Below are 18,994 nucleotides of genomic sequence, written 5' to 3'. Positions count from 1 at the left end.
GACCAGCGAAAACAGCCGCTGGTCCGATCTTGGGCACAACGTGGGCACAGATTGAGGAACGGCGGTCATGCTCGGCCCCTGGTCGAGGTGGCCGCCGTTTCGCGTTGCCCGAGCGCGCCATCGACCAGGGAGCGCGTGCGGTCAAGCGCGTCCGGCCATTCGTGCACGTACTCGTTGAGCGTCACCGTGGGTGTCGAGTGGCCAAGCGCCAGTTGCACCGTCTTGACGCTCGCACCAGCGTGGATCAGCAGAGTCGCGTAGTAGTGCCGGAGCCCGTGGAATCCCCACCGCATCGGCAACCCCACCTTCGCCCGCACAGGCGTCCAGGTTCGCGAGAACGTCGATGCGATCACGGGGTTGCCGTCAGCACCTCTGAACACCAACGCCGCCGGTCGTCGCACCGGACGCCGTGGGTCCGTGTCGTCGTCGATCTCAACCGGGGCACCAGTGCCCTCCAAATGTTCGCGGAGAGCCGCCGCGACAACATCCGGCAGCTCTACCGTCCGGACGCTGGTCTTGGTCTTCGGCCGACCGAGATACGGCGGCCGGCCCTTGTGTGACTTGAGCTGCTGCCGGACCGACAACTCCGCCCGATCAAAGTCGATGTCTTCGATCTCCAGGCCGAGCACCTCTCCCAGCCTCAGCCCACAACCGGCTGCCACGTAGACGGCCGCTGAGAGGCGAGCTGGCATGAGTTCCGCCAACCGGTGCACCTGCTCGGGTGACGGGATGACCCGCTTACCACGGTCGACGACGGGTAGCCGGATGTCGGTGCAAGGCGAGATGCCGATGAGCCGGTCGCGGACCGCCAGGCTGAACATCGCGTTCAGATAGCCGTAGACCACCCGCAGCGTGGTCGGCGCTAGTACAAGACTGCGGTCCCGCACCCATGCCTGCACCTTGCTCCGGCGAACCTGCCCGATCTGCAGCTGTCCGAGGCCCGGCAGGATGTGCAGGCGAATGGCGTGCTCGACCCGGATCGCCGTGCTTTCGATATGCAACTGGCTCTCTCGCCACTGCTCGGCGAGAGAGCTGACGGTGGCCCTTCCTGCCCGATCGTCAATGTACTGGCCTCGGCTGACGTCGGCCCGGACGTTTGCGTCGAAGAGTTCCGCATCGACCTTGCGTTCGAACAGGCGTTCGCGCGCCTGCCCCTGGTCATCGTTCCAGCGGACTCGCCACCGTTTGCCCCGGCCGTGTCGCTTCGATGGCAGCCGTTCCCGGTTCGGACCGCGCGCCCTTAGGTACCAAAGGTCGTCGATAGGCATCAGGCTGCCTGCCTGTAGTACCAGTCTCGGACCTCGGCCGGGTCGTAGCGGATGTAGCGCCCAACCCGCCGACCTGGCGGACCGGTGCGGCGATGCCGCCACTGGTAAAGCGTGGCCACCGGAATCCCGAGGTATTGCGCAGTGCGTTCGATGGACCAGAGATCGTCGGATTGCGAGTCAGTCATCTCGGGGAACCTCCTTCACGGTGAGGTAGACACGGATGTCGTTGCGGTAATCGGCGGGATGGGTACTGGTTCGGCAGACGGTGCGGTCGCCAAGCGTCCGCCTCAGGTGGGCAATCAGATAGGCCTTCTGCTCGGCGACGACATCGGGACGTCCGATGAGACGGACCGACAGCAGGGGCCGGGTTCGAACTGTCACAGGAGTGTTTCCTTCCAGGTTTGGGCGCTGAGAGACACAGAGAAGGCTCGGGACCGGCCGGGGGTGGGTTCACCTATCGCTGTGGAGTTGTCAAAGAACGCCGTCAGGGATTGCTTGACGGTGGATCGCGGGTCAGGCCGCTGTGGTGGTTAGGTACTGCCTGGCGGCCTGCTGGTGGTCACGGGCGAGCGCTGAGGAAGTATTGGCGAGCATCGCGTCAGCCGGGGTCCGCCATCCGGAGCCGACGAACTCCAGGAAGTTGACGACGAGTGTGGTCGGCTCGGCCACTGGTTCGCCCGCGTCGGGGCCGGCCGTTTCGGTGCGGCGGAAGACGACGCGGTTGTGGCGGAGCAGGGCGAAGGTGATCGAGTAGCGGCGGCTCTTGGTGAGGAAGTGGCCGCCGAAGCCGAGCATGTGTGCCCACCGTCGCAGCCGTCGCCATTCACGGGGCCGCCCGAGGATCCAGCACGCCTCCACCAGTCGTTCGGTGTGGGTGCCGTCGGGATCGGCGTAGACGTTGACCGTCTCGTCCGTCAGTCGAGTTGAGGCGTGGCCGGTGACCTCGGTCGACTTGGTGGCGTACTTGGCCAGGTAGGCGGCGACCTGGGCGTCTGTGACCTCACCGGCCCCGGCCACGGTGATCACCTTGGTGAGGACCTGCTCGCCCCAGCCGATCCGCCAGCCGCCGGGCGCGGCCGGGTGCGGTTCGGTGGCGAAGCTGACCGTCCGGGCCGCGTGGTCGATCGCGTCGACCAGGTCGGCCGCGTCGATCCCGGCGGGGGGCGCGACGATCGCGGCGGGGTCGGTTGGGTCGAGGCCGTCGAGCCGGACGATGGCGTGGAAGTGCACGACGCCGCGCCGTTGCATTTCGGCTGCCTTGCCGAACGACAGCCGTACGGGCGGGACCATCCGTACCTTGCCGTTGCCGGAAACCTTTGCCACGTAGGGGATTCCGCGTGCGCGGCAGAGCCGCCGCACATACCGGTTGACCGCGATCGTGGTGCGCCGCCACAGCTCGCCCGCGCTGAGGTTCCAGACGGCTTGAGCGTCGTGGTCGTAGCAGTCAAGGCACAGCGGTGTGCCGAGGTTGCGATCGGTTGCGGCGTGGCGGGCGAAGCACACGAGCCGGACACCGTGCGGGCAGACCGAGATGTCGCGGCGGGCGTGGCACGGTTCCGGGCGGCAGTCGCAGTCGGTGCGCCGGGTGCAGGTGTGCCGCTTCACGGCGCGGGTGTGGACCTCACCGAAGCCGGGCGCGGTGAACGTCGGGAACACGGCCGGATGGTGGGCGACCTGCTCCGGGACTCCCTTGCCGCCGATCAGGCCCGAGCGGACGACTTGGTAGGCGTCGCGCTGGTACAGCTTCGAGCAGGACGGGCACACTGATTCACGGCGGTTGCCGCAGGGCTTGTAGATGACCCCGTCCGGCATGTCCGCGGTGGCACGTTCGGCGAGCAGCCGTCCGGTGGCGGCTTCGATGGTGGCGATGGTTCCGGCCAGCCGGACCGGCCGCACGCATGCGGAAGCCGGTTTGACGTGGGCTAGCCAGGCGTCATAGTCGGGGCGGGCGGCGCGGGCGACCGCCTGCTTCTGCAGGTCGGCCGAGCGGACCCACCACGAGGGGGCGGCCGTAAGAGTTCCTGCTGCAGAGGGTGACCTCGCGGGGGTCGGCAGGAGATTTTGCGGTTGCGGCTCGACGCTGGGGGCCGTACCCGAAGCGGTTGCTTCGGGTACGACGCTCAACGTGGAGACGGTCACCGGTGGGCCTTCACAGGCTTGCCGTTGACGGTCGGCGTGTGCTTGGTGGGGCTGTCCGGTTCGAGGTCGAGCACGGCCAGGGCCTGGGCTGCGGTCTCGGAGTTCACCCGGAGACGGGCGGCGAGCTGTCCGGCTTTGATCGGTGTGCCGTGTTCGGTGCGGTACTGCATGGCGGTCTCGCGGGCCTTGACCAGCACGGCCGGGTCGACGGTGTACGGCAGAGGCAGCTGTGCGGGCTCCAGCTCGGTGACAGGGTTGTCGGTGGCGGGAGCGGCCAGCGGCTCAGCCGCGCGTGTCGGCGCGGTCGGGCGGGGCTTGGTCTTCGAGGCGCTTGCAGTGGCCGGCCGAGTGGCGGGCGGTCGCAGCGGGAGTTTCGCCGGGTCCCGGGGGATCCGAGGGGCAACCTGGGCCGGGGTCGGCACGGGTTCGGGCCGGGGGGCCGGCACGGGTTCCGGCGTCACTGCCGGTTCCGTGGTCGGCTCGGGTTCGCCTACCGGTTCCGGCGCGGTGGTGCTGTGTGCCGGGGCGGCGGGCGGGGCGACGACCGTGATGGGGGTCGACGCCAGGGTGGTCAGGGATTCGATTGTGTGGGCGCGTTCCGCCGTCGCCAGCAGGGCGGCGGAGGAAATCACCATCAGCCCGTCGACAGCAAGCGGGCCGAGCACACAGGTGATGGGGTCCTCGCCGTAGTACTTGAGGAGCCCGGACAGGTGCCGGTAGGAGACCAGGGCAGCGACGAACGCGACGGGGGTCAGACCACCGAAGCGCAGCAGCTGCCAGCCGAGCCCGGAGGGCCAGGCCACCCGGGTCAGGATCTCGGTGCCGACGAACAACGCCAGCGGCCAGAACACGGCACCGATGACGGCACCGAGCTTGGGTGACCACTCCGCCGCCAGCGCCGGAGCCAGGCTCGCGGGCGGGACGTAGGAGTGAGCGATGTTCGCGGCGATCGACACTGTGCCGCCGAGGACGGCACCGATGTAGGCCCAGCCACGACCAGTGATCACCATGGCGGTCACCGGCCGAGGTTGGCGAGGATCGCCGTCAGCAGCGCGAAGGCCAGGGCCACGCCGAGCGAGTCGACGGCCAGGCGGACACGCTGATATTTGGTCCGGGCGCTGCGCGCCATCGCGTACAGGTGCGCGACGCGCTCCTGTACGTCGGAGACGGCGTGCAGGTCCGTGTGGAGCTTGCTGGCGTCGGGCGCGGCGGCCCAGCGCAGGAAGCCGTGGTTACCGTTCAGGTTCGGCCGGATGGCCAAGCCGAGCAGCACCAGCGCGACACAGAGCATGTCGGCCGCGATCGCGGCGCTGACGGCCGACGGGCCGTGCAGATGCGCCTTGGACACGATCACGGTGCCACCGGTCAGGGCAGCCAGGGCGAACCCGAACAGGATGGACGCTTTGGTGTCCACCCGGGCGATCTGAGCCTGCACGTCAGCCATCGGCTGCGCGGTCGAGTCAGCCGCCGTGTTGATCTCGTAGTTGTGAATGGTCATCACGACCGTCCCGAAGGGCGGGCGGGATCGGTGCGCAGCAGACTGAACGACACCTGCGCGTTGACGAATCCGTGTTCCTTACGCAGCCATTGCTTGACGCTCGCGACGTCGTCCATCGTCTGGATCGGCCGCGAGCGGTGCAGCTCCATCTCCGCCGTGCGGATGCTGGAACCCGAAAACTCGGTGATGGCCAGGTAGTAGTGGAACCGGAATGCCGGTACGGTGCCCTCCGTCGTGGCGGGGGCGGGGTTGGTGTTGGGTCGGCTGTCAGTCATCGGGACACGTCCTTTCCGGCGAGGTCGAACAGCGACCGCGCCTGATAGCCAGGTGTGGTCGGTGGTTCGGGCCTCGCGCGCCGGGACGCGCGGGTGACCTTGGATGCGTTGGCTTTGAGCAGGTCTTCCATCTGCTCGCCGGTGAGTCGGGCGACCGCTGCCCGGTCCTCCCCACGCCGCCGCCGCAGCAGCGGACGCACAGTGGCGTTCGTGGGGCAATCGAGGACCCCGTCGGGGTAGCGGAAGCCGCATCCCGGGCACACCGAAGCGGCCGGGATACCAGGGTGGTGATCGGCGAACACCTGCACGAGGTCCGCCACCGAGACATGCAGTCCGGCGTCAAGAAGGCGCCGATCCAAGGTGCCCCGGCTGGTCCGCTCGCCGTAGCGCTGCTGCGCGGCCTGCTTGCTGATACCAAGCCGACCGGCGATCTCGGACCACGAGTAGGAGTAAGGAGCCTTGCGCAGTCCGGCGACGGCAAGGCGGGTCACCGCGTCGACCTCGCTGGACAGCTGCGAGAGCGAAGCGAGGGCCTCAACATCACCAGCGGCGACGCGCGAGCCGTAGGCCCGCAGAATCCGGCGCGTGAACGCGTCGAACGCGGCCGTTTCCACCTGACGCTTGGCCCGCTTACGCGGCTTCGGCGTCAAGGCAGGCTTGACGGTGTTCTTGGTCATCGGACGTCACCGCCGTCCGAGTCAGCGTCGTCTGCCGCGACTACCTCGGCGCACGACATCGCCCGTCGGCCGGGCCAGTCCGAGCGCTGGCAGTACGGGTAGCCGCCCGGAGCGCCGCAGAACAGGCAGTCGACGAAGTTGTGCCCGTCGTCGCTGTCCTGGTCGGTGGCGACAGCCGCAGCTTCGCCGAGTTCAGCGAAGGCTCCGCCAGGAAGCAGCCCGCCGATGACGGCGGCCACGTCGGCGTTGAGCTGATCGATCGCCTTGAGGGCGTCGATCAGCTCGTCGGCCGGCCGGGTCGCCGCGTCGCGCAGCACGTACAGGACGTCGTCGAGACGGCGTCCTTTGGCGTCGTTGAACTCGTACGACTCGCTGCCGTTCTCGGCCAGCAGATACCGGTCCAAGTGCAGCACGGCGGCCTCGAAGTCGAGGAAGCCGGGCGAGTCGAAGTGTTGCGCCGGGGCGTCGACCGGTCCGCCGTAGCAGACCATGCCGATCGCGCCGACCATGTCCGCCGGGGGTGTGAAGATCCCGGTGGTGGCGTCGTAGTACGCGCCTTGAGTCCAGCCGTGCCGTTGCAGGTACAGCGCAGCCGAGCGCAGCACCCGTCCGGTGACCTGATCGTTGGTTGCGGTGACCAGGTCGACCGGGCACGACGACGGCGGCTCGGCCGGGCCGTTGCTGCTCGGCCGGATGTCGGGCCGGGCCACGCTCACGCAGGCGGAGCACAGCGGCTCGTTCCACGTGCGCTTCCACGGCAGCGCGTTCCCGCAGACCTCGCACCAGCCGCTGACCGCGACCCACGCGACCGGCTCTTCAGCCGGGGCCGGGGTATCGAGGGCGGCGATGCCGGTTTCGGTCGGTTCGAAGGTGACCGTGTCATCGACCGGGTTGCCGAGGGCCGCCGACAGGCGGGCACGGATGCCGACGCCGCCGGGGACCTTGTCGAGCAGGTCGAAGAACCGGGGGTGCTTGGCCGGCAGGCCGGGTTCCGGAGCAGTGTTCTCCGGGTTTTGGGTAGGGTTCATGACGCCGACTCCTTCCATCGGAACGGGGTTGGTGAAGGGGCGGCGGCACCGATCTGCTTTCCACGGCTGAGTTCGGTGTCGTCCGCTCGGACCTTGCGGCCCGGGGTTGTTGGTGCTGGTCAGTGCATGTGCTGCACGATGGTGATGCAGCGGTGGCCACCCGCCGCGAGCGCGCCCGCGAACAGCAGGACCACGGGGACGGCGAGGACGCCGAGACCCGCGATGGTCCACAGCCACCAGCCGCCGATGAACACGACGACCAGCAGCACCAGGCCGACGAGGGCGCCGAAGCCGAGCCAGAACCGGCGAAACTTCTTGTCGCGCTCTTTGATCTCGGCCTGGCGGATCTGCCACTTCAGGTACAGCTCGGAGTTGCGCTGCTTCTGCCGGATGATCTCGGCCGCGTTCAGCAGCCCGTACCTTTGCAGGTCCGACTGCATCGCCGGGTCCACGTAGTGGATAGTCCGGACCGGCTGCACCAGCCGCTCGGGGAGATTGCGTCGGGCCATGAGAGCGGCCCTCCTTCCGTGGATCGGTTTGTCCGCCCGGGATTCCGGGAGGCTTGTGGACGCGTCAGGCCGCCGCCGGGACGGGCCGAAGTTTCCGGCCGTCGATCGGCGGAGCAATGGCGCGCAGGGTGGCCGCGTAGTCGGCGATGGCCGCGCAGACGAGGTCATCCAGGTACGCGGTCTTGATTAGTTGCGGGCTGCCGCCTTCGGCGATGAGCAGACCCGCGCCGGGGTTGTTCGGGCTGATGCTGTTCGCAGTCCAGCCCTGATTAGCCCAGCCATGCCCGAGGACGATGTCCGACGAGCTGTCATTGGTGCACCGTCCGGCGAACCGCCACGCGAACAGATCCCGCAACGAAGTGGGGATGATGTCCGAGGACGGCCGCTGGGTGGCGGCGATGACGATGATGCCGACCGCCCGGCCCCGGGCGACCAGGTCACGCAGCAGCGCCGCGAACTCTTCGCGCTGCTTCTTGTCCCCGGTCGTGGCCGAGTAAAAGGCGATCTCGTCAATGACCACCACGTACGGCAGGAACGTATCGTTCGGGGTGATCTTCCGGCGCTTGCACGCCAGCAGATACGTGTACCGGCGATCCATCATCGTCTGCAACCGCGTGAGCAGGATGTTGGCCTTGACGATGTCCGGGCCGACGAACGCGTCCGCACAGCCGCGCCACTGGCCCAGCTCGACCTGCTTGCCGTCGAGCAGGCACAGCCGGCAGTCCAGCGACAGCGCGGCGTGCGCCACCAAGGCGTTGAGCAGCGCCGACTTTCCCGCCCCCGGTTCCCCACCGATCAGCATGTTGCGGTAGATCAGCGGGACCCGGACCGGCTGGCCGAACTCATCGATCCCGACGTGCACCGGATCGAAAATCGACAGGGCCGGGCCGAGCTCGACCGCACCGTCGGCGGTCTCAGCAACCAGGACAGGAGACACGACTTATCCCCCTGTCAGGCCGCCGCCGGAGCCGCGGAGGCCCAGGCGTCGTCCGGCACGGTTTCCGGGGTGAACCCGTCGCCGCCCTTGCGGTTCATGCGGGTGACCTTCGCCTGAGCGAAACGCAGGCTCGGGCCGATCTCGTCGACGTCCAAGCCATACGCGGAGCGCTTGTCGCCTTCCGGGGTCTCCCACCGCGACAGCCGCAACCGGCCCTGCACGATGACCCGCGTGCCCTTTTGCAGCGACTCGGCGATGTGCTCGGCGATGTCGCGGAACGCGGTACACGCCATGAACAGCGGGTCGCCGTCCTTCCACTCGCCCGACTGCCGGTCGAGGGTGCGCGGGGTAGAGGCGATCGTGAACTTCACCATCGCCGTGCCGTTGGGCAGGAACCGCAGTTCTGGATCGGCGGTCAGGTTGCCGACCATCGTCATGCTGGTTTCGTTCGCCATTGCTGGTTACTCCTTGTCTTCCGACTTCGAGGCGCTGGCTTTCAACACCTCGCGGGCTTGATCCAGAGCGGTCGACAACCGCTCGATGTCCGCTGCGCGGACATACAGCGACAGATGTCCGAGGCGGATCCAGACCTCGCTGTCGTGGCGCATCGGCTCGATCTCCGCTGGACTCTCAGAGATGCCGATCACCACGGCTTGAACCGTCATCACCGACCACCCCGACGGGACGGTTCCGGTGCCGGCTCTTCGATGTCGGCCAGCTCCAGGCCGACCGGCGGCACGGCCGGAGACACCGGCACGTCCGCATCGGTGTTGCGCAGGCTCGGGATCAGCAGCGCCAGCGGCGAATCGATCCGGCCGCTCAGCGGGTCCCGACGGGCGATGTCGACGCGCAGTAGCGCGGCGTACCGCTCCGACGCGGGAGCTATCCGCACCTGCCTGGCGATACAGGCCACCGCGATCAGCGACGCCCTACCTTCCAGGTCCTCCAGCGACAGGCCCGGCCGCAGCCACAGCCACACCCGCTCACCAGCGAGCGTCGGACGGGCCCACAGCAGCAGCGGCAACGCCGCCGGACGGCCACCGGTCACCCGCACCTGCGAGCGGACCAGCGTCGCGAAACACAGCCGCAGCCGGTGACGAACCACCAGACACCACGACCACGCCCACACAAACCGACGCGGCCGACGCGGCACGAACACCACGCCCGCCACCGCCACCAGCACAGCCAAGGCCACCCACCAGGCCGCCGTATGCGCCAGCGCGACCCAGCCACCGGCCACGACCACCGAGGTTGTGATCTCGAACGACCACCACCACAGCGCCCGCAACACCGGCCAGACACGCACCAGCACCGCCGCCAGAAACGCGCAGACCGCGCCAACCAGCGCGCCCCACACCACCGCCAGCAGCAGCGGATAGAACACGCTCAGCACCGCAGTCACCAGCACGTCCAACGCCAGACCCACGACCAACGCCGTGACCCAGGCACGCCGCGCGTACCACTGCGACACCGGCGGCTCGACAATCGCGAACTCGCTCACCGGCGATCTCTCGAACAGACTTCCTGACATCCGTCCTCCCCAGATGCAGTCTTTGACGCACTCAGAGGACTTTCTAGTCCTCATCAGGTGCCCTATGAGTCCCACAATCCGCCCTAGTGGTCCGCTTGTCAAGGACTAAAAAGCCTCTACACTTGAGAAGTGAGCACCGAGGACATGGAAAACGTGACGGGGGCGGCAATCCGCCGCCGCCGCACGGAGCTGGGCCTATCTCAAGCGCAGGTCGCAGAGGCGTCAGGCGTGAACACCCGGCAGATACGCAGGTACGAGGCTGGCGAGCAGCAGCCGTTACTCTCCGTGGGCATCGCAATCGCGCGTGCTCTGCGCATGAACGTCTTGGAGCTGGTGGGCGACCTTCCAAGTCACCGCGTCGACCTGACCGGCGAGTGGTGGATGAGTTGGCAGACCAGCAACGACGGCAGCGATCAAGTCACTGCACAGACGGTCCAGTTCATGCAGCAGGACGACCTCATCGCCATACAGACCACGTCGCGCGGAACCGTGAACGACCCAGGGGGGACTCGGGTGCCCCTCACCCTCGAAGAGGGGGGGTATCACTGGCGCGGCGAGCTGCGACTGTGGGACAACCGCCTGCTTATCGGCTGGTACGCCGCAAACGATGGTGGCGTCGCGTCGAAGGGCAGCCTCTATTTCGGGCTCCACACACATGGCGAAGACGCACGAGGCATCTGGACCGGAACCAGCCACGATGGCGACCTCCTATCGGGATGGGGCGCGCTCGGCAAGTCCGAGGAGCAGGTCGTGCGACTCGTCAACGACCTCAAGAGCACACGAGGGATCAAGGCACTGCGAACCGCAGCAACATTCGAAGGAGAGCCCGATGACCAGTGAACACGTCGTAGTCCTGACTACAACGCCGTCTGAAGAGGAGGCCAGCAAGCTCGCTCACGAGCTGGTCGAAGCCCGACTAGCCGCATGCGTGCAGGTAACCTCACCCATCCGGGCTGTCTACCGGTGGAAGGGCGAGATCTACGACGAGCCCGAGTGGCAACTGTGGATCAAGACCGCCGCTGACAGGGTCAACGACCTCAAGGCCTGGCTTCCCGAGCACCACAGCGGTGAGGTTCCGGAGCTAATTGTCCTGCCCATCACGGGCGGCTGGGAACCGTACTTGGACTGGATCGTGGCCGAAACGCGCTCCTGAACGCAACACCGCCACGACCGCTACGCAGAAGCTGGCTCCCCGTTACGGGAGCCAGCTTCTGCGTCTGGGTAACCAGTTGATCAGCTACCGACCCTGGACCTGACGCGGGCCACACCCAGCCACCGTCGGTGAGAACTTTCTCTACATCTTCAAGGCGCGGCAGGGAATCGACGCCTCTCGCCTTCGGCTCCGGCGTCGACCCTGCTGCGCATGCGAAACTTTGGCAGAACACGACGAAGCCCGGCTATCCGCGAATGGGAAGCCGGGTATCACTTTGGGCCGCTACGCCCTTTAGGTCGCTCGAAGCCCCCTAGGTGGAAGGCTTCTCGCCGGAATTCTGAGCTAGCGCAACCAGCTCGTCCGCCAGTTGAAGCAGGCGCTCCTCAGCACGTTGTCGCTCGGCAAGCATCATCCGGATGATTTGGAGCTTCTTCTCTGCCGGCAGGTTGCTCCGATAGATCCTCTCTACCGCATCATCCATCACCGGCACAGCGGCGTGACCCCGCTTCTCAACTTCCTCCGACGTGGTGGCGCTTGCCGAGTCGCCATCTTCGAGCAGTCGCGCAATCCTGCCGGACGTCCACTGCAGCACCCTCTCAATGGCGGCATGGTTATTGGCAAGAATTACCCGATTGCCCCCTTCGAGCGCCATCCAGGTCCCGCGCGCTACTCCCGCCTGGTCGGCAGCCGCGCGCAGACTGAGCCCAAGGTCCAACCGTCGCTGTCGAACCGTGGCAGCCAGATCCTGCTGCCGCTGCCATCGCTCAGGGTTGTTCAACTTGGTGACCATGTGGTCAAGTATGGCACGCATCAGCTTGGAATGGCTCAAGCTCGTACGTGAAGATGCGCCTCAGCCGGTCCGGCGGGGTTCACTGTTGTCTAAGATGGCGCATCTTGGTTCATCTTGGTACTGTGCTTCTCGTCCCATCGAGCCCTCCGCCTCACCGAGTTGGGTGCATCGGATGGTTCCCAACCCAGGTGAGTAGGAGGAGCACGACATTGGACACGGCACCAGACCTGCCAGCATCGGCGCCAATCGGGCCTGAGCTAGACGACCCTGCCGACAGAGCCATATCCGGACGTAACGCGGTCATCCTTGCGTACATGAAGTACGGGGCTCCACTCGTCGCGACCGTAGGAGCAGTCGTCATCGCGTTCATCTCGCAGCGTTGATGATCTGACGGCGAGTGGTCTGCGAGCTATTCGCCGCCGTCGCCAAGGCACGCCAGCAGACGCTGGGAGCCTCATTCGCATCCTACGGGTCAGACACTTCGTGGACGATCACGCTTCAACTCAACCCCTGCCTCCGGCGGGCAGGGTCTCCGACCCTGCACCCCGGGATCAGCCTCCGGCGGTCGCTCGGGGAAAGGCTTCCCGTCACGCGCCGGAGGCAATCAGACCGCGCTGCCGACCGCAAGCGGTGGAGCGTGCCTGCGGTCGGCAGCGCGGCCCGATTGGGCTGCGCCCGCGCGACGGGAAGCCTCGGACCCCTTCGTCTGGTTAAAGATCGCTGGGCACAGCTAGGGCACAGATCAGCCCAAGAAGTAGCGTAAAACGACGGCAATCGATGACAGGCATCGGAGCAGCTCAAAGGCTTAAACAGTCGCGTTTCCGCAGCTAGCAGATCGACCTTGATTGGTTCGAGATGTACTACAACGTCTGACCCCAGCGGCTCCACGCGCTGATCGGAACTCGGGAAACGGCGGTCACCTCCGGCTCACAGCCGGGGTGGCCGCCGTTTCGCGTTCCCCGCGTGCCCCGCCGTCCATGACGCGTCGGCGGCCCCGCCGTGCCGGGGATGTCAGCGGTCGAGGCCGGCGAGGCGCCTGAGGACGACGAAGCCGTCGTCGCTGCCGGGCCAGTGCCGGCGGACGGCGTCAAGGCCGGCCCGGCGAACCACGGAGCGAAGCACGGCGGCGATGATGATCGCGTCGTCGGCGTAGCCGAGGACGGGGATGAAGTCCGGGATCAGGTCGAAGGGCATGGCCAGGTAGGCGAGCAGCAGACCGAGGCGAAGGCGGACCCCGTGGGGCAGGGTCGAGTCGGCGGCCAGGCGACGCAGGAGCCGGAGCAGGTCCGGTAGCAGCCGGAGGGCTTCCTTCAGCCGCGCGGTGTCGGGCTTGAGGATCAGCAGCGCCACAACGAGGGCGATCCAGGTCAGCAGCAGGGCTGCCGCGACGCTGATCAGCGTCTGCCAGTACCAGGCCATGCCGACGTTCCCTCGTCACCAGTCGCGGATGTCGGCGTCATCCCCGCCGATTCCCGCGCGGTTCGGTCGTGACTCCCGCGCCGAGACCCACGCCAACCGCATGCCGGCAACCATAGGTCAGCCCGGCTCTACGACGCCCCAACTGCAGCGCGGCGACCCGGCGCTGCGGCACCGCCAACCAGGCCCGCAGCGGGTAGCGGCCGGGCTCCACCGCGTCCAGGAACGGTTCGGTGCTCGGCATGAGCGGGTCGCACCCCACGACCTGGCCCGTCGGCAGGTGCACCGTCCCGAGTTCGTGGCGTTCGAGGCCGGGGTCGGAAAGCAGGAGGTCAAGATCAGGCACAGCGCAGGCTATCGAGCCGCCGGGAACCGGACGTGAGCGGGCCTCACGAGGGTTACGATTCGGCATAAGGGGGTGCATATGCCGCGTACGCCAGTGAATCTGCCGAGGCGGATCGTGATCGCCTGCCTGGCGGTCGGCGCGCTCGTGTTCATTTTCGCGTTGCTCTCGGACTATCGGAGCTACTACACGAACAGCGTCGCCTTCCCGCGGGCCGGGCTTGTCGCGATCTTCGTGGCGGTCGCGGGTGCGGTTCTCGCGGCGGTGATCCGGGGGCTGTCCGGCGGGAACGCGACCTTCGAGCAGTGGATCGGCCGTACGGTGTCCTGCGCGGTGCTCCTGACACCGGCGGCCCTGGTGCTGACCCGGGCGTTCCGTCCCGACTTCTACGAGACCGTCGACTGCGGAACCCTGGTCGGGAACCACCGTCCGCCCGGGCCGGGGTTCGCCGATTTCCGGGCGGCGTGCGAGTCGGAGGCTCAGCAGCGGCTGATCGCGGTGGTGATCCTGGCCGCGGCCGGTTGCGTCTCCGCCGCCGGGTACGGGTGGTGGCTGCGCCGCCGGCACAGCCGCGTCGAGGCGCTGGAACCGGAACCGGCGGTGATGGACGCGACAGAGGCAGAGCCGGTCCGGAAGGAGCCGGCACCCCGGACGGAACGAGTGAAATCACCCCGTACCGAGTTGCTGGCCAAGCCGGAACCTAAACCGGTGGAGCCTGCTGAGTAAGAACACAGGGCAGTCGACCGTTCCGGCGGCGACGATTGGCCCATGACGCTCGTCGGCGTGCCGCTCATCGCGCTGGCGGCCGCGCTGACCGTGCTGGCCGCGGTGATCACCGTCCGCGGCTGGGGCCGCCGTGGGTGGTTGCGCCGCACGGCGAGCGTGCTGCTGGTCGAGGCGCTGCTGGTCGTCACCGCGGGTCTGATCGTCAACCGGTGGGAGCGCTTCTACCCGTCGTGGGACGCGCTGCGCGGCGACACCGGCACGATCGCGGTCGCCGAGCCGCCGACCCCGGGACTTCTCGATGAAGAAGGACGGGATTTCGTCTGGCGCCCGCCGGGCTTGAGCGCCTGGCATCTAGCCGAACCGCCCACCATCGTCCTGCCCGACGACTACCACGACCGGCCCGACGTGACCTTCCCAGTGGTGGTCGACTTCAACGAACCGCCGAAGGCCACCCCCGACGCCGTCATCGTGGCCCTCAAGCCCACCGCCCGCACGACCGCCGAAGCCCTCCGCACCCTCCCCGCCGAGCTGCGCCGCGACCTGCGGGTAACCACCACCGACTGGGCCGTGGAAGGCAACGGCCCGCTCCCCCGACGCCCGGTCGACGCCCTGCCCCCCGCCCTCGCCCCACCTTTACGGCTGCCTTCATGAGCACCGTCCTGTCGCTGGCCGCGGTGCTGCTGACGGCCGTCCTGCTCGCCACTGTCTGGAACCGATCGCGACCTGTAGCCCGTACGGGATTGGCCGTCTTGTCGTTGATCAGCGTCGCCGCAGCCGCCGGGGTGCAGGTCAATCGCCTCACCGAGATCTTCCCGAGCGTGGTGAAGGACGACCCCGGCGGCAGTCAGCTACGCATGGTCACCGTGCCGGGCGCGCTGACGCTTCCCATGTACGTCTATCTGCCCGCCGCCTACAACACCGGCTCCGACCGCTACCCGGTGATCACGGCGTTCCACGGTTTTCCCGGAACCCCCGAGTTCTGGCTGCGTGACCTCGACGTCCAGTCCGTCCTCGATCGCGAGATCGCCGCCGGCCGGATGGCCCCGACCGTGGTCCTCTTCCCCAGCCAGACCCCCGATCCCCTGCGCGACACCGAGTGCACCGACATGCGCGACGGCCCGCAGGCCGAGACCTACCTGACCGTCGACGTGCCCGCCTATGCGAAGGCCCACTTCCGAGTACGCCCCGACGCCGCCGGATGGGGTCTGACCGGATACTCGGCCGGGGCGTTCTGCGCGATCAACCTGCTGCTGCGCCACCCGGACAAATACGCCGCTGCCGCGAGCCTGTCCGGATATGCCGCGCCCGGGATCGACATCGACGACGGCTCGCAGAACACGACCAACAATCCGCTCTGGCGGCTGCGAAACCTTCCCCAACCCCCGGTCGCGCTGTGGCTCGGCTGGGCCGGCGACGACCTGGAATCGGCCCACGAGTCGCAAGAACTGGCGGCGTCAGCCCGTACGCCCCTGGAAGTCACCACCGCGGTCGTCAAGCGCGGCGGTCACAACAGCACGGTCTGGCGGCTGATGGAGGCGCCCGCGTTCGACTGGCTCTCCGCCCGGCTCGCGCGACCTCTTACCGTCGCGTAGCCCGAGGGTGTATGCCAGAGAGATGTACGAGTTCAAGGGCCCCGAGACGGTCATCGAGCCGACGCCGCGCCGCGTGCGAGTCCGCCTCGGCGGCACCGTCGTGGCCGACAGCGTCCGCGCCCTGCTCCTCGACGAGATCAGCGAGCACGGCTTCCCGACCTACTTCATCCCGTACGACGATGTGCGGCCGGACGTGCTCGTCGAAGGCACCGGGAGCAGGTGGTCGGTGGTCGCGGACGGCCGCAAGATCGAGGACGCGGCATGGTCCGACGACCGGTTCGACGAGCTCAAGGGCCGCGTGACGTTCTCGTGGGAGAGCCTCGACTGGTACGAGGAGGACGAACGCGTCCACGTGCACGCCCGCTCGCCGCGCCACCGGGTCGACGCTCTGCACGCCTCCCGCCGCGTGCAGGTGTTCATCGACGGGCAGGAGGTGGCGAACAGCGTACGGCCGGTGTTGCTCTTCGAGACGCACCTGCCGCCCCGCTACTACCTGCCGTTCGCCGACGTGCGCACCGACCTGCTGACCGCCAGCGAGACGGTGACGCGATGCCCGTACAAGGGGGTCGCCCGCTACTGGTCGCATCCGGCCCTGACCGACGCGGCGTGGAGCTACCCGGCGCCGATCGCCGAGCAGCCGAAGATCCGGGACCTGCTCTGCTTCTACAACGAGCGCGTCGACCTGCTCATCGACGGCGAACCCCAGGAGCGGCCGGTCACGCCCTTCTCGTGAGCGCGGGCTATTTCACGCGCCGGTGCGAGCGGGCGACGATCTTGTCGTACTCCTTGTGCTCGTCGAGCCAGCTCGCCAGGAACGGGCAGATCGGCACGACCGTACGCCCCCTGGTCCGGGCGTCGTCCATCGCCGTGCGGGCGAGCAGGCCGCCCACGCCGTGGCCCTCGAAATCGGGCTCGACCTTGGTATGGGTATAGGCGACGACGTTGCCGGTCACCTGATAGGTGATCACGCCGGCCAGGGTTCCGTCGTCGTCGCGCGCCTCGAAGCGGTCCTTCTCGGGCACGTCGGTCACCGTAATCGTCACCCCACCATGATTCCACGACGATCCGCGCAGCTCGTGGCCCAGGCGTGGCGCTCGTCGCCACCGGCTCGGCCTCTGAAAACCGGTTGCCCGCTCGGCTCGATCGCTGCACTGTGGCCCGCGTGACCAACCACCTTCTTGCTGCGTACGACGATCAGCTTCGCACCGACGCCGAGACGCCGGGCGCGGTCTCGGTCGCCCGGCAGGGCCCGCTGCGCCTCGTGACCTTCCCCGGCGGCCGTGGCTTCATCACCTATCGCGATCTGGGCGGGGCCGATGCCGGCGCTCTGGTTCCCGCGGCCCTCGCCCACTTCCAGGATGATCCGGCCATCGGTCAGGTCGAGTGGAAGACGCGGGGGCACGACCACGCGCCGGGGCTGCACGAGGCGCTGCTGGCGAACGGCTTCGTTCCGGAGGAGCCCGAGTCCATCATGATCGGTGAGGCGAAGCTGCTGGCCCTCGACCTGTCGCTGCCCGAGGGCGTTACCCTGCGGCAGGTCACGGACGAGGCCGACGTCCGCGCGATGCTCGAGATGCAGCACGAGGTCTTCGGCGACCCGCTGACCGAGGACGAGGTGGAGTCCCTGCTGCGCCGCGTCGCCACCGACGACGAACTGGAACTGTGGATCGCCGAAGCCGAGGGGCGCGTGGTGAGCGCGGGCCGTTTGGAGCCCGTACGCGGAACCGACTTCGCCGGGATCTGGGGCGGCGCAACCCGTCCGGAGTGGCGTGGCCGCGGAATCTACCGAGCCTTGACCGCCGAACGGGCCCGCTCAGCTCTGCGCCGCGGCAAGACCTACATCAACAGCGACTCCACCGAGTACTCCCGCCCGATCCTCGAACGCTCCGGCCTCGTCAAGGTCTCGACGACGACCCCGTACGAATGGCGCCGCGACTCGTAGTTCCTAGGTCACCGTCGGTACGGTGTGGCCTATGTCGGTGCTGCGGCGGTACGGCTGGTGGTGCGGCGTGCCCGCGGTCGTCGCGGGTGTGGCAGCGTGGGCCGCGCTGGCCGACGACAAGGACGGCTGGACGGTGGTCGCCGCCGCGCTGGCCGGCGCGGTGGGCGCGTTCGGTCCGACGGTGGCGGATCGCATCGCGTCCAGGCGCGAGTCACGACGGGTGCGTGCCGATTCAGTCGAGGCAGTGCGCGTCGCCGACTTGCCGAAATCGGTGACCTGGCTGCTGCGCCCGGATCAGCAGGTGGTGCCGTTCTTCGGTCGAGGATGGCTGCTGCAGCAATTGGAGACCTGGGCAGCCGACCCCGACGCAGTGGCGGTGCGGCTGCTGACTGGTGCGGGCGGGGTCGGCAAAACCCGTCTGGCGAGGGAGTTCACTTCGCGGCTGGCTGGGTGGAGATGTGCGTGGATCCATCCGGAGGCCGAGTCAGAAACAGCGGATTCGAGTGGTGACCAGCTGTTCCGAGCAGGAACGGATTCGAGTGTTCACCGGGCTCAGCAGGGAGCAGGCCGTGCGGGTACTGACGGTGCTGGGTAGGGCCCGAGTCCATCAGCCTGATGCGGACGCAGTAATCGATGCCGCGCTTGCGGCGGATATACCGCGCATGATGGAGGCAGTCGTCGCCGCAGGTGTGCAGTTTCCCGGCGTGTTCACACCACGAGCAGTCCGCCTGCTGGAACGTGCCAAGATTGACCCCGAGTGGGCGCGGGACGTGGCCAAACGCGTGCCATATCCGTCGCTCGAACTCGCCAAGCTCGCTTCAGCGTTGACTACCCACATTGTCGATGGCTTTACGGTCGACACATCCGTCGTTGACCGCGCGCGATGGATATCCGAGCATGCGTTGCGTCTGGGCGGGGTAGGTCGACGAGCCGAAGCGCTGGCGGCAAACCAGGAAGTCGTTGACCTGCGCCGGGAACTCGTCGGCCTCAACCGCGCCGCCCACCTGCCCAGCTTGGCCAGGGCGGTGCTCAATCTTGCAGGCAGACTAGCCCTGGACTTCGCACATGGTGTTGGACTGCCGTTATAGCCAGCGGGGTCGGGTGGGGTCGACTTTGAGGTGGGTGAGGAGTTGGGCTTGGAGCCATCCGGGGGTGGGGATTTTGGGTGGT

The 18,994-nt window shown here is 67.9% G+C and carries 27 protein-coding genes; 9 read left to right on the top strand and 18 right to left on the bottom strand.

All coding sequences use genetic code 11. The annotated features are described in order from the left end of the window. Positions 1-65 precede the first annotated feature (65 nt). From EER30_RS15755 to EER30_RS15690, 14 genes are all read right to left on the bottom strand, one after another. Positions 66-1,268, bottom strand: a complete 1,203-nt coding sequence (locus EER30_RS15755) for a tyrosine-type recombinase/integrase (protein ID WP_127501209.1) — start codon at positions 1,266-1,268, stop codon at positions 66-68. Next, entirely contained in the window at positions 1,268-1,453 is a 186-nt protein-coding gene (locus EER30_RS15750; RefSeq protein WP_127501208.1) for a helix-turn-helix transcriptional regulator, read from the bottom strand. Before EER30_RS15750 ends, EER30_RS15755 begins: the two co-directional genes overlap by 1 nt. Further along, entirely contained in the window at positions 1,446-1,649 is a 204-nt protein-coding gene (locus tag EER30_RS15745; protein ID WP_127501207.1) for a hypothetical protein, read from the bottom strand. Before EER30_RS15745 ends, EER30_RS15750 begins: the two co-directional genes overlap by 8 nt. A gap of 132 nt (positions 1,650-1,781) precedes the next feature. Beyond that, positions 1,782-3,392: a replication initiator gene (locus tag EER30_RS15740; protein ID WP_432417544.1), complete on the bottom strand. Its 1,611-nt coding sequence runs from the start codon at positions 3,390-3,392 to the stop codon at positions 1,782-1,784. Positions 3,393-3,403: 11 nt separating this feature from the next. Further along, positions 3,404-4,426, bottom strand: coding sequence for a hypothetical protein (locus tag EER30_RS15735; RefSeq protein ID WP_432417543.1), 1,023 nt, complete (start codon positions 4,424-4,426; stop codon positions 3,404-3,406). Next, positions 4,423-4,905 carry a Pycsar system effector family protein gene (locus EER30_RS15730; protein ID WP_127501206.1) on the bottom strand — a complete coding sequence of 161 codons (483 nt, stop codon included), beginning with the start codon at positions 4,903-4,905 and terminating at the stop codon, positions 4,423-4,425. Before EER30_RS15730 ends, EER30_RS15735 begins: the two co-directional genes overlap by 4 nt. Then, positions 4,905-5,180, bottom strand: a complete 276-nt coding sequence (locus EER30_RS15725; RefSeq protein ID WP_127501205.1) for a hypothetical protein — start codon at positions 5,178-5,180, stop codon at positions 4,905-4,907. Before EER30_RS15725 ends, EER30_RS15730 begins: the two co-directional genes overlap by 1 nt. Further along, the gene (locus tag EER30_RS49690; protein WP_349290872.1) at positions 5,177-5,857 is read right to left on the bottom strand and encodes a hypothetical protein; all 681 of its coding nucleotides are present in this window, start codon (positions 5,855-5,857) and stop codon (positions 5,177-5,179) included. The genes EER30_RS15725 and EER30_RS49690 overlap by 4 nt, the downstream gene beginning before the upstream one ends. Continuing rightward, positions 5,854-6,885: a DUF6197 family protein gene (locus tag EER30_RS15715; protein WP_127501204.1), complete on the bottom strand. Its 1,032-nt coding sequence runs from the start codon at positions 6,883-6,885 to the stop codon at positions 5,854-5,856. The genes EER30_RS49690 and EER30_RS15715 overlap by 4 nt, the downstream gene beginning before the upstream one ends. A 119-nt stretch (positions 6,886-7,004) precedes the next feature. Next, complete coding sequence (locus tag EER30_RS15710; protein WP_127501203.1) at positions 7,005-7,394, bottom strand: hypothetical protein; 390 nt, start codon at positions 7,392-7,394, stop codon at positions 7,005-7,007. Positions 7,395-7,458: 64 nt separating this feature from the next. Continuing rightward, positions 7,459-8,331, bottom strand: coding sequence for an FtsK/SpoIIIE domain-containing protein (locus EER30_RS15705; RefSeq protein WP_205650258.1), 873 nt, complete (start codon positions 8,329-8,331; stop codon positions 7,459-7,461). Between the two features lie 14 nt (positions 8,332-8,345). Continuing rightward, a complete protein-coding gene (locus tag EER30_RS15700; protein WP_127501202.1) occupies positions 8,346-8,786 on the bottom strand; it encodes a single-stranded DNA-binding protein in 441 nt (146 codons plus the stop codon). A 6-nt stretch (positions 8,787-8,792) separates the two neighbouring features. Beyond that, on the bottom strand, positions 8,793-8,996 hold the full coding sequence (locus EER30_RS15695; protein ID WP_127501201.1) for a hypothetical protein: 204 nt from the start codon (positions 8,994-8,996) through the stop codon (positions 8,793-8,795). Then, positions 8,996-9,832 carry a hypothetical protein gene (locus tag EER30_RS15690; RefSeq protein ID WP_127501200.1) on the bottom strand — a complete coding sequence of 279 codons (837 nt, stop codon included), beginning with the start codon at positions 9,830-9,832 and terminating at the stop codon, positions 8,996-8,998. Before EER30_RS15690 ends, EER30_RS15695 begins: the two co-directional genes overlap by 1 nt. Positions 9,833-9,991: 159 nt before the next feature. Here EER30_RS15690 and EER30_RS15685 point away from each other — a divergent pair, with 159 nt between their 5' ends. Both EER30_RS15685 and cutA read left to right on the top strand, forming a co-directional pair. Continuing rightward, the gene (locus tag EER30_RS15685) at positions 9,992-10,702 is read left to right on the top strand and encodes a helix-turn-helix transcriptional regulator (protein WP_205650257.1); all 711 of its coding nucleotides are present in this window, start codon (positions 9,992-9,994) and stop codon (positions 10,700-10,702) included. Continuing rightward, positions 10,692-11,015: a divalent-cation tolerance protein CutA gene (gene cutA / locus EER30_RS15680; RefSeq protein ID WP_127501199.1), complete on the top strand. Its 324-nt coding sequence runs from the start codon at positions 10,692-10,694 to the stop codon at positions 11,013-11,015. The genes EER30_RS15685 and cutA overlap by 11 nt, the downstream gene beginning before the upstream one ends. Positions 11,016-11,325: 310 nt before the next feature. Here the strand turns inward: cutA and EER30_RS15675 are convergent, their stop codons facing one another. The 3 genes from EER30_RS15675 to EER30_RS15665 all read right to left on the bottom strand — a co-directional run bounded on the left by EER30_RS15675 (position 11,326) and on the right by EER30_RS15665 (position 13,567). Beyond that, entirely contained in the window at positions 11,326-11,805 is a 480-nt protein-coding gene (locus EER30_RS15675; protein ID WP_127501198.1) for a helix-turn-helix domain-containing protein, read from the bottom strand. Between the two features lie 1,011 nt (positions 11,806-12,816). Continuing rightward, entirely contained in the window at positions 12,817-13,224 is a 408-nt protein-coding gene (locus tag EER30_RS15670) for a YkvA family protein (RefSeq protein ID WP_127501197.1), read from the bottom strand. A gap of 37 nt (positions 13,225-13,261) precedes the next feature. Beyond that, on the bottom strand, positions 13,262-13,567 hold the full coding sequence (locus EER30_RS15665) for a DUF4241 domain-containing protein (RefSeq protein WP_240670047.1): 306 nt from the start codon (positions 13,565-13,567) through the stop codon (positions 13,262-13,264). A 78-nt stretch (positions 13,568-13,645) separates the two neighbouring features. Here EER30_RS15665 and EER30_RS15660 point away from each other — a divergent pair, with 78 nt between their 5' ends. Genes EER30_RS15660 through EER30_RS15645 form a run of 4 tightly spaced genes read left to right on the top strand, consistent with a single transcriptional unit; the run spans position 13,646 to position 16,615 of the window. Beyond that, positions 13,646-14,290 (top strand): hypothetical protein, encoded by a 645-nt coding sequence (locus EER30_RS15660; RefSeq protein ID WP_127501195.1) that lies wholly within the window; start codon positions 13,646-13,648, stop codon positions 14,288-14,290. 42 nt (positions 14,291-14,332) lie between these two features. Continuing rightward, positions 14,333-14,941 carry a hypothetical protein gene (locus EER30_RS15655; RefSeq protein ID WP_127501194.1) on the top strand — a complete coding sequence of 203 codons (609 nt, stop codon included), beginning with the start codon at positions 14,333-14,335 and terminating at the stop codon, positions 14,939-14,941. After that, a complete protein-coding gene (locus EER30_RS15650; protein WP_127501193.1) occupies positions 14,938-15,882 on the top strand; it encodes an alpha/beta hydrolase in 945 nt (314 codons plus the stop codon). Before EER30_RS15655 ends, EER30_RS15650 begins: the two co-directional genes overlap by 4 nt. A 22-nt stretch (positions 15,883-15,904) precedes the next feature. After that, entirely contained in the window at positions 15,905-16,615 is a 711-nt protein-coding gene (locus tag EER30_RS15645) for a DUF427 domain-containing protein (RefSeq protein ID WP_127501192.1), read from the top strand. A gap of 7 nt (positions 16,616-16,622) precedes the next feature. Here the strand turns inward: EER30_RS15645 and EER30_RS15640 are convergent, their stop codons facing one another. Then, positions 16,623-16,925, bottom strand: coding sequence for a GNAT family N-acetyltransferase (locus EER30_RS15640; protein ID WP_127501191.1), 303 nt, complete (start codon positions 16,923-16,925; stop codon positions 16,623-16,625). A 119-nt stretch (positions 16,926-17,044) separates the two neighbouring features. Here EER30_RS15640 and EER30_RS15635 point away from each other — a divergent pair, with 119 nt between their 5' ends. Genes EER30_RS15635 through EER30_RS15625 form a run of 3 tightly spaced genes read left to right on the top strand, consistent with a single transcriptional unit; the run spans position 17,045 to position 18,912 of the window. After that, positions 17,045-17,824 carry a GNAT family N-acetyltransferase gene (locus EER30_RS15635; RefSeq protein WP_127501190.1) on the top strand — a complete coding sequence of 260 codons (780 nt, stop codon included), beginning with the start codon at positions 17,045-17,047 and terminating at the stop codon, positions 17,822-17,824. Positions 17,825-17,855: 31 nt separating this feature from the next. Continuing rightward, positions 17,856-18,419, top strand: coding sequence for an ATP-binding protein (locus EER30_RS15630; protein ID WP_127501189.1), 564 nt, complete (start codon positions 17,856-17,858; stop codon positions 18,417-18,419). Next, positions 18,394-18,912, top strand: a complete 519-nt coding sequence (locus EER30_RS15625) for a hypothetical protein (protein WP_127501188.1) — start codon at positions 18,394-18,396, stop codon at positions 18,910-18,912. The genes EER30_RS15630 and EER30_RS15625 overlap by 26 nt, the downstream gene beginning before the upstream one ends. The last annotated feature ends 82 nt before the right edge of the window (positions 18,913-18,994 follow it).

Origin of the sequence: Actinoplanes solisilvae, assembly GCF_003999975.1 — a bacterium.
Classification (GTDB): domain Bacteria; phylum Actinomycetota; class Actinomycetes; order Mycobacteriales; family Micromonosporaceae; genus Actinoplanes; species Actinoplanes solisilvae.
The sequence above is the reverse complement of the archived record's forward strand: the minus strand, read 5'-3'. Positions and strand labels throughout refer to the sequence as shown.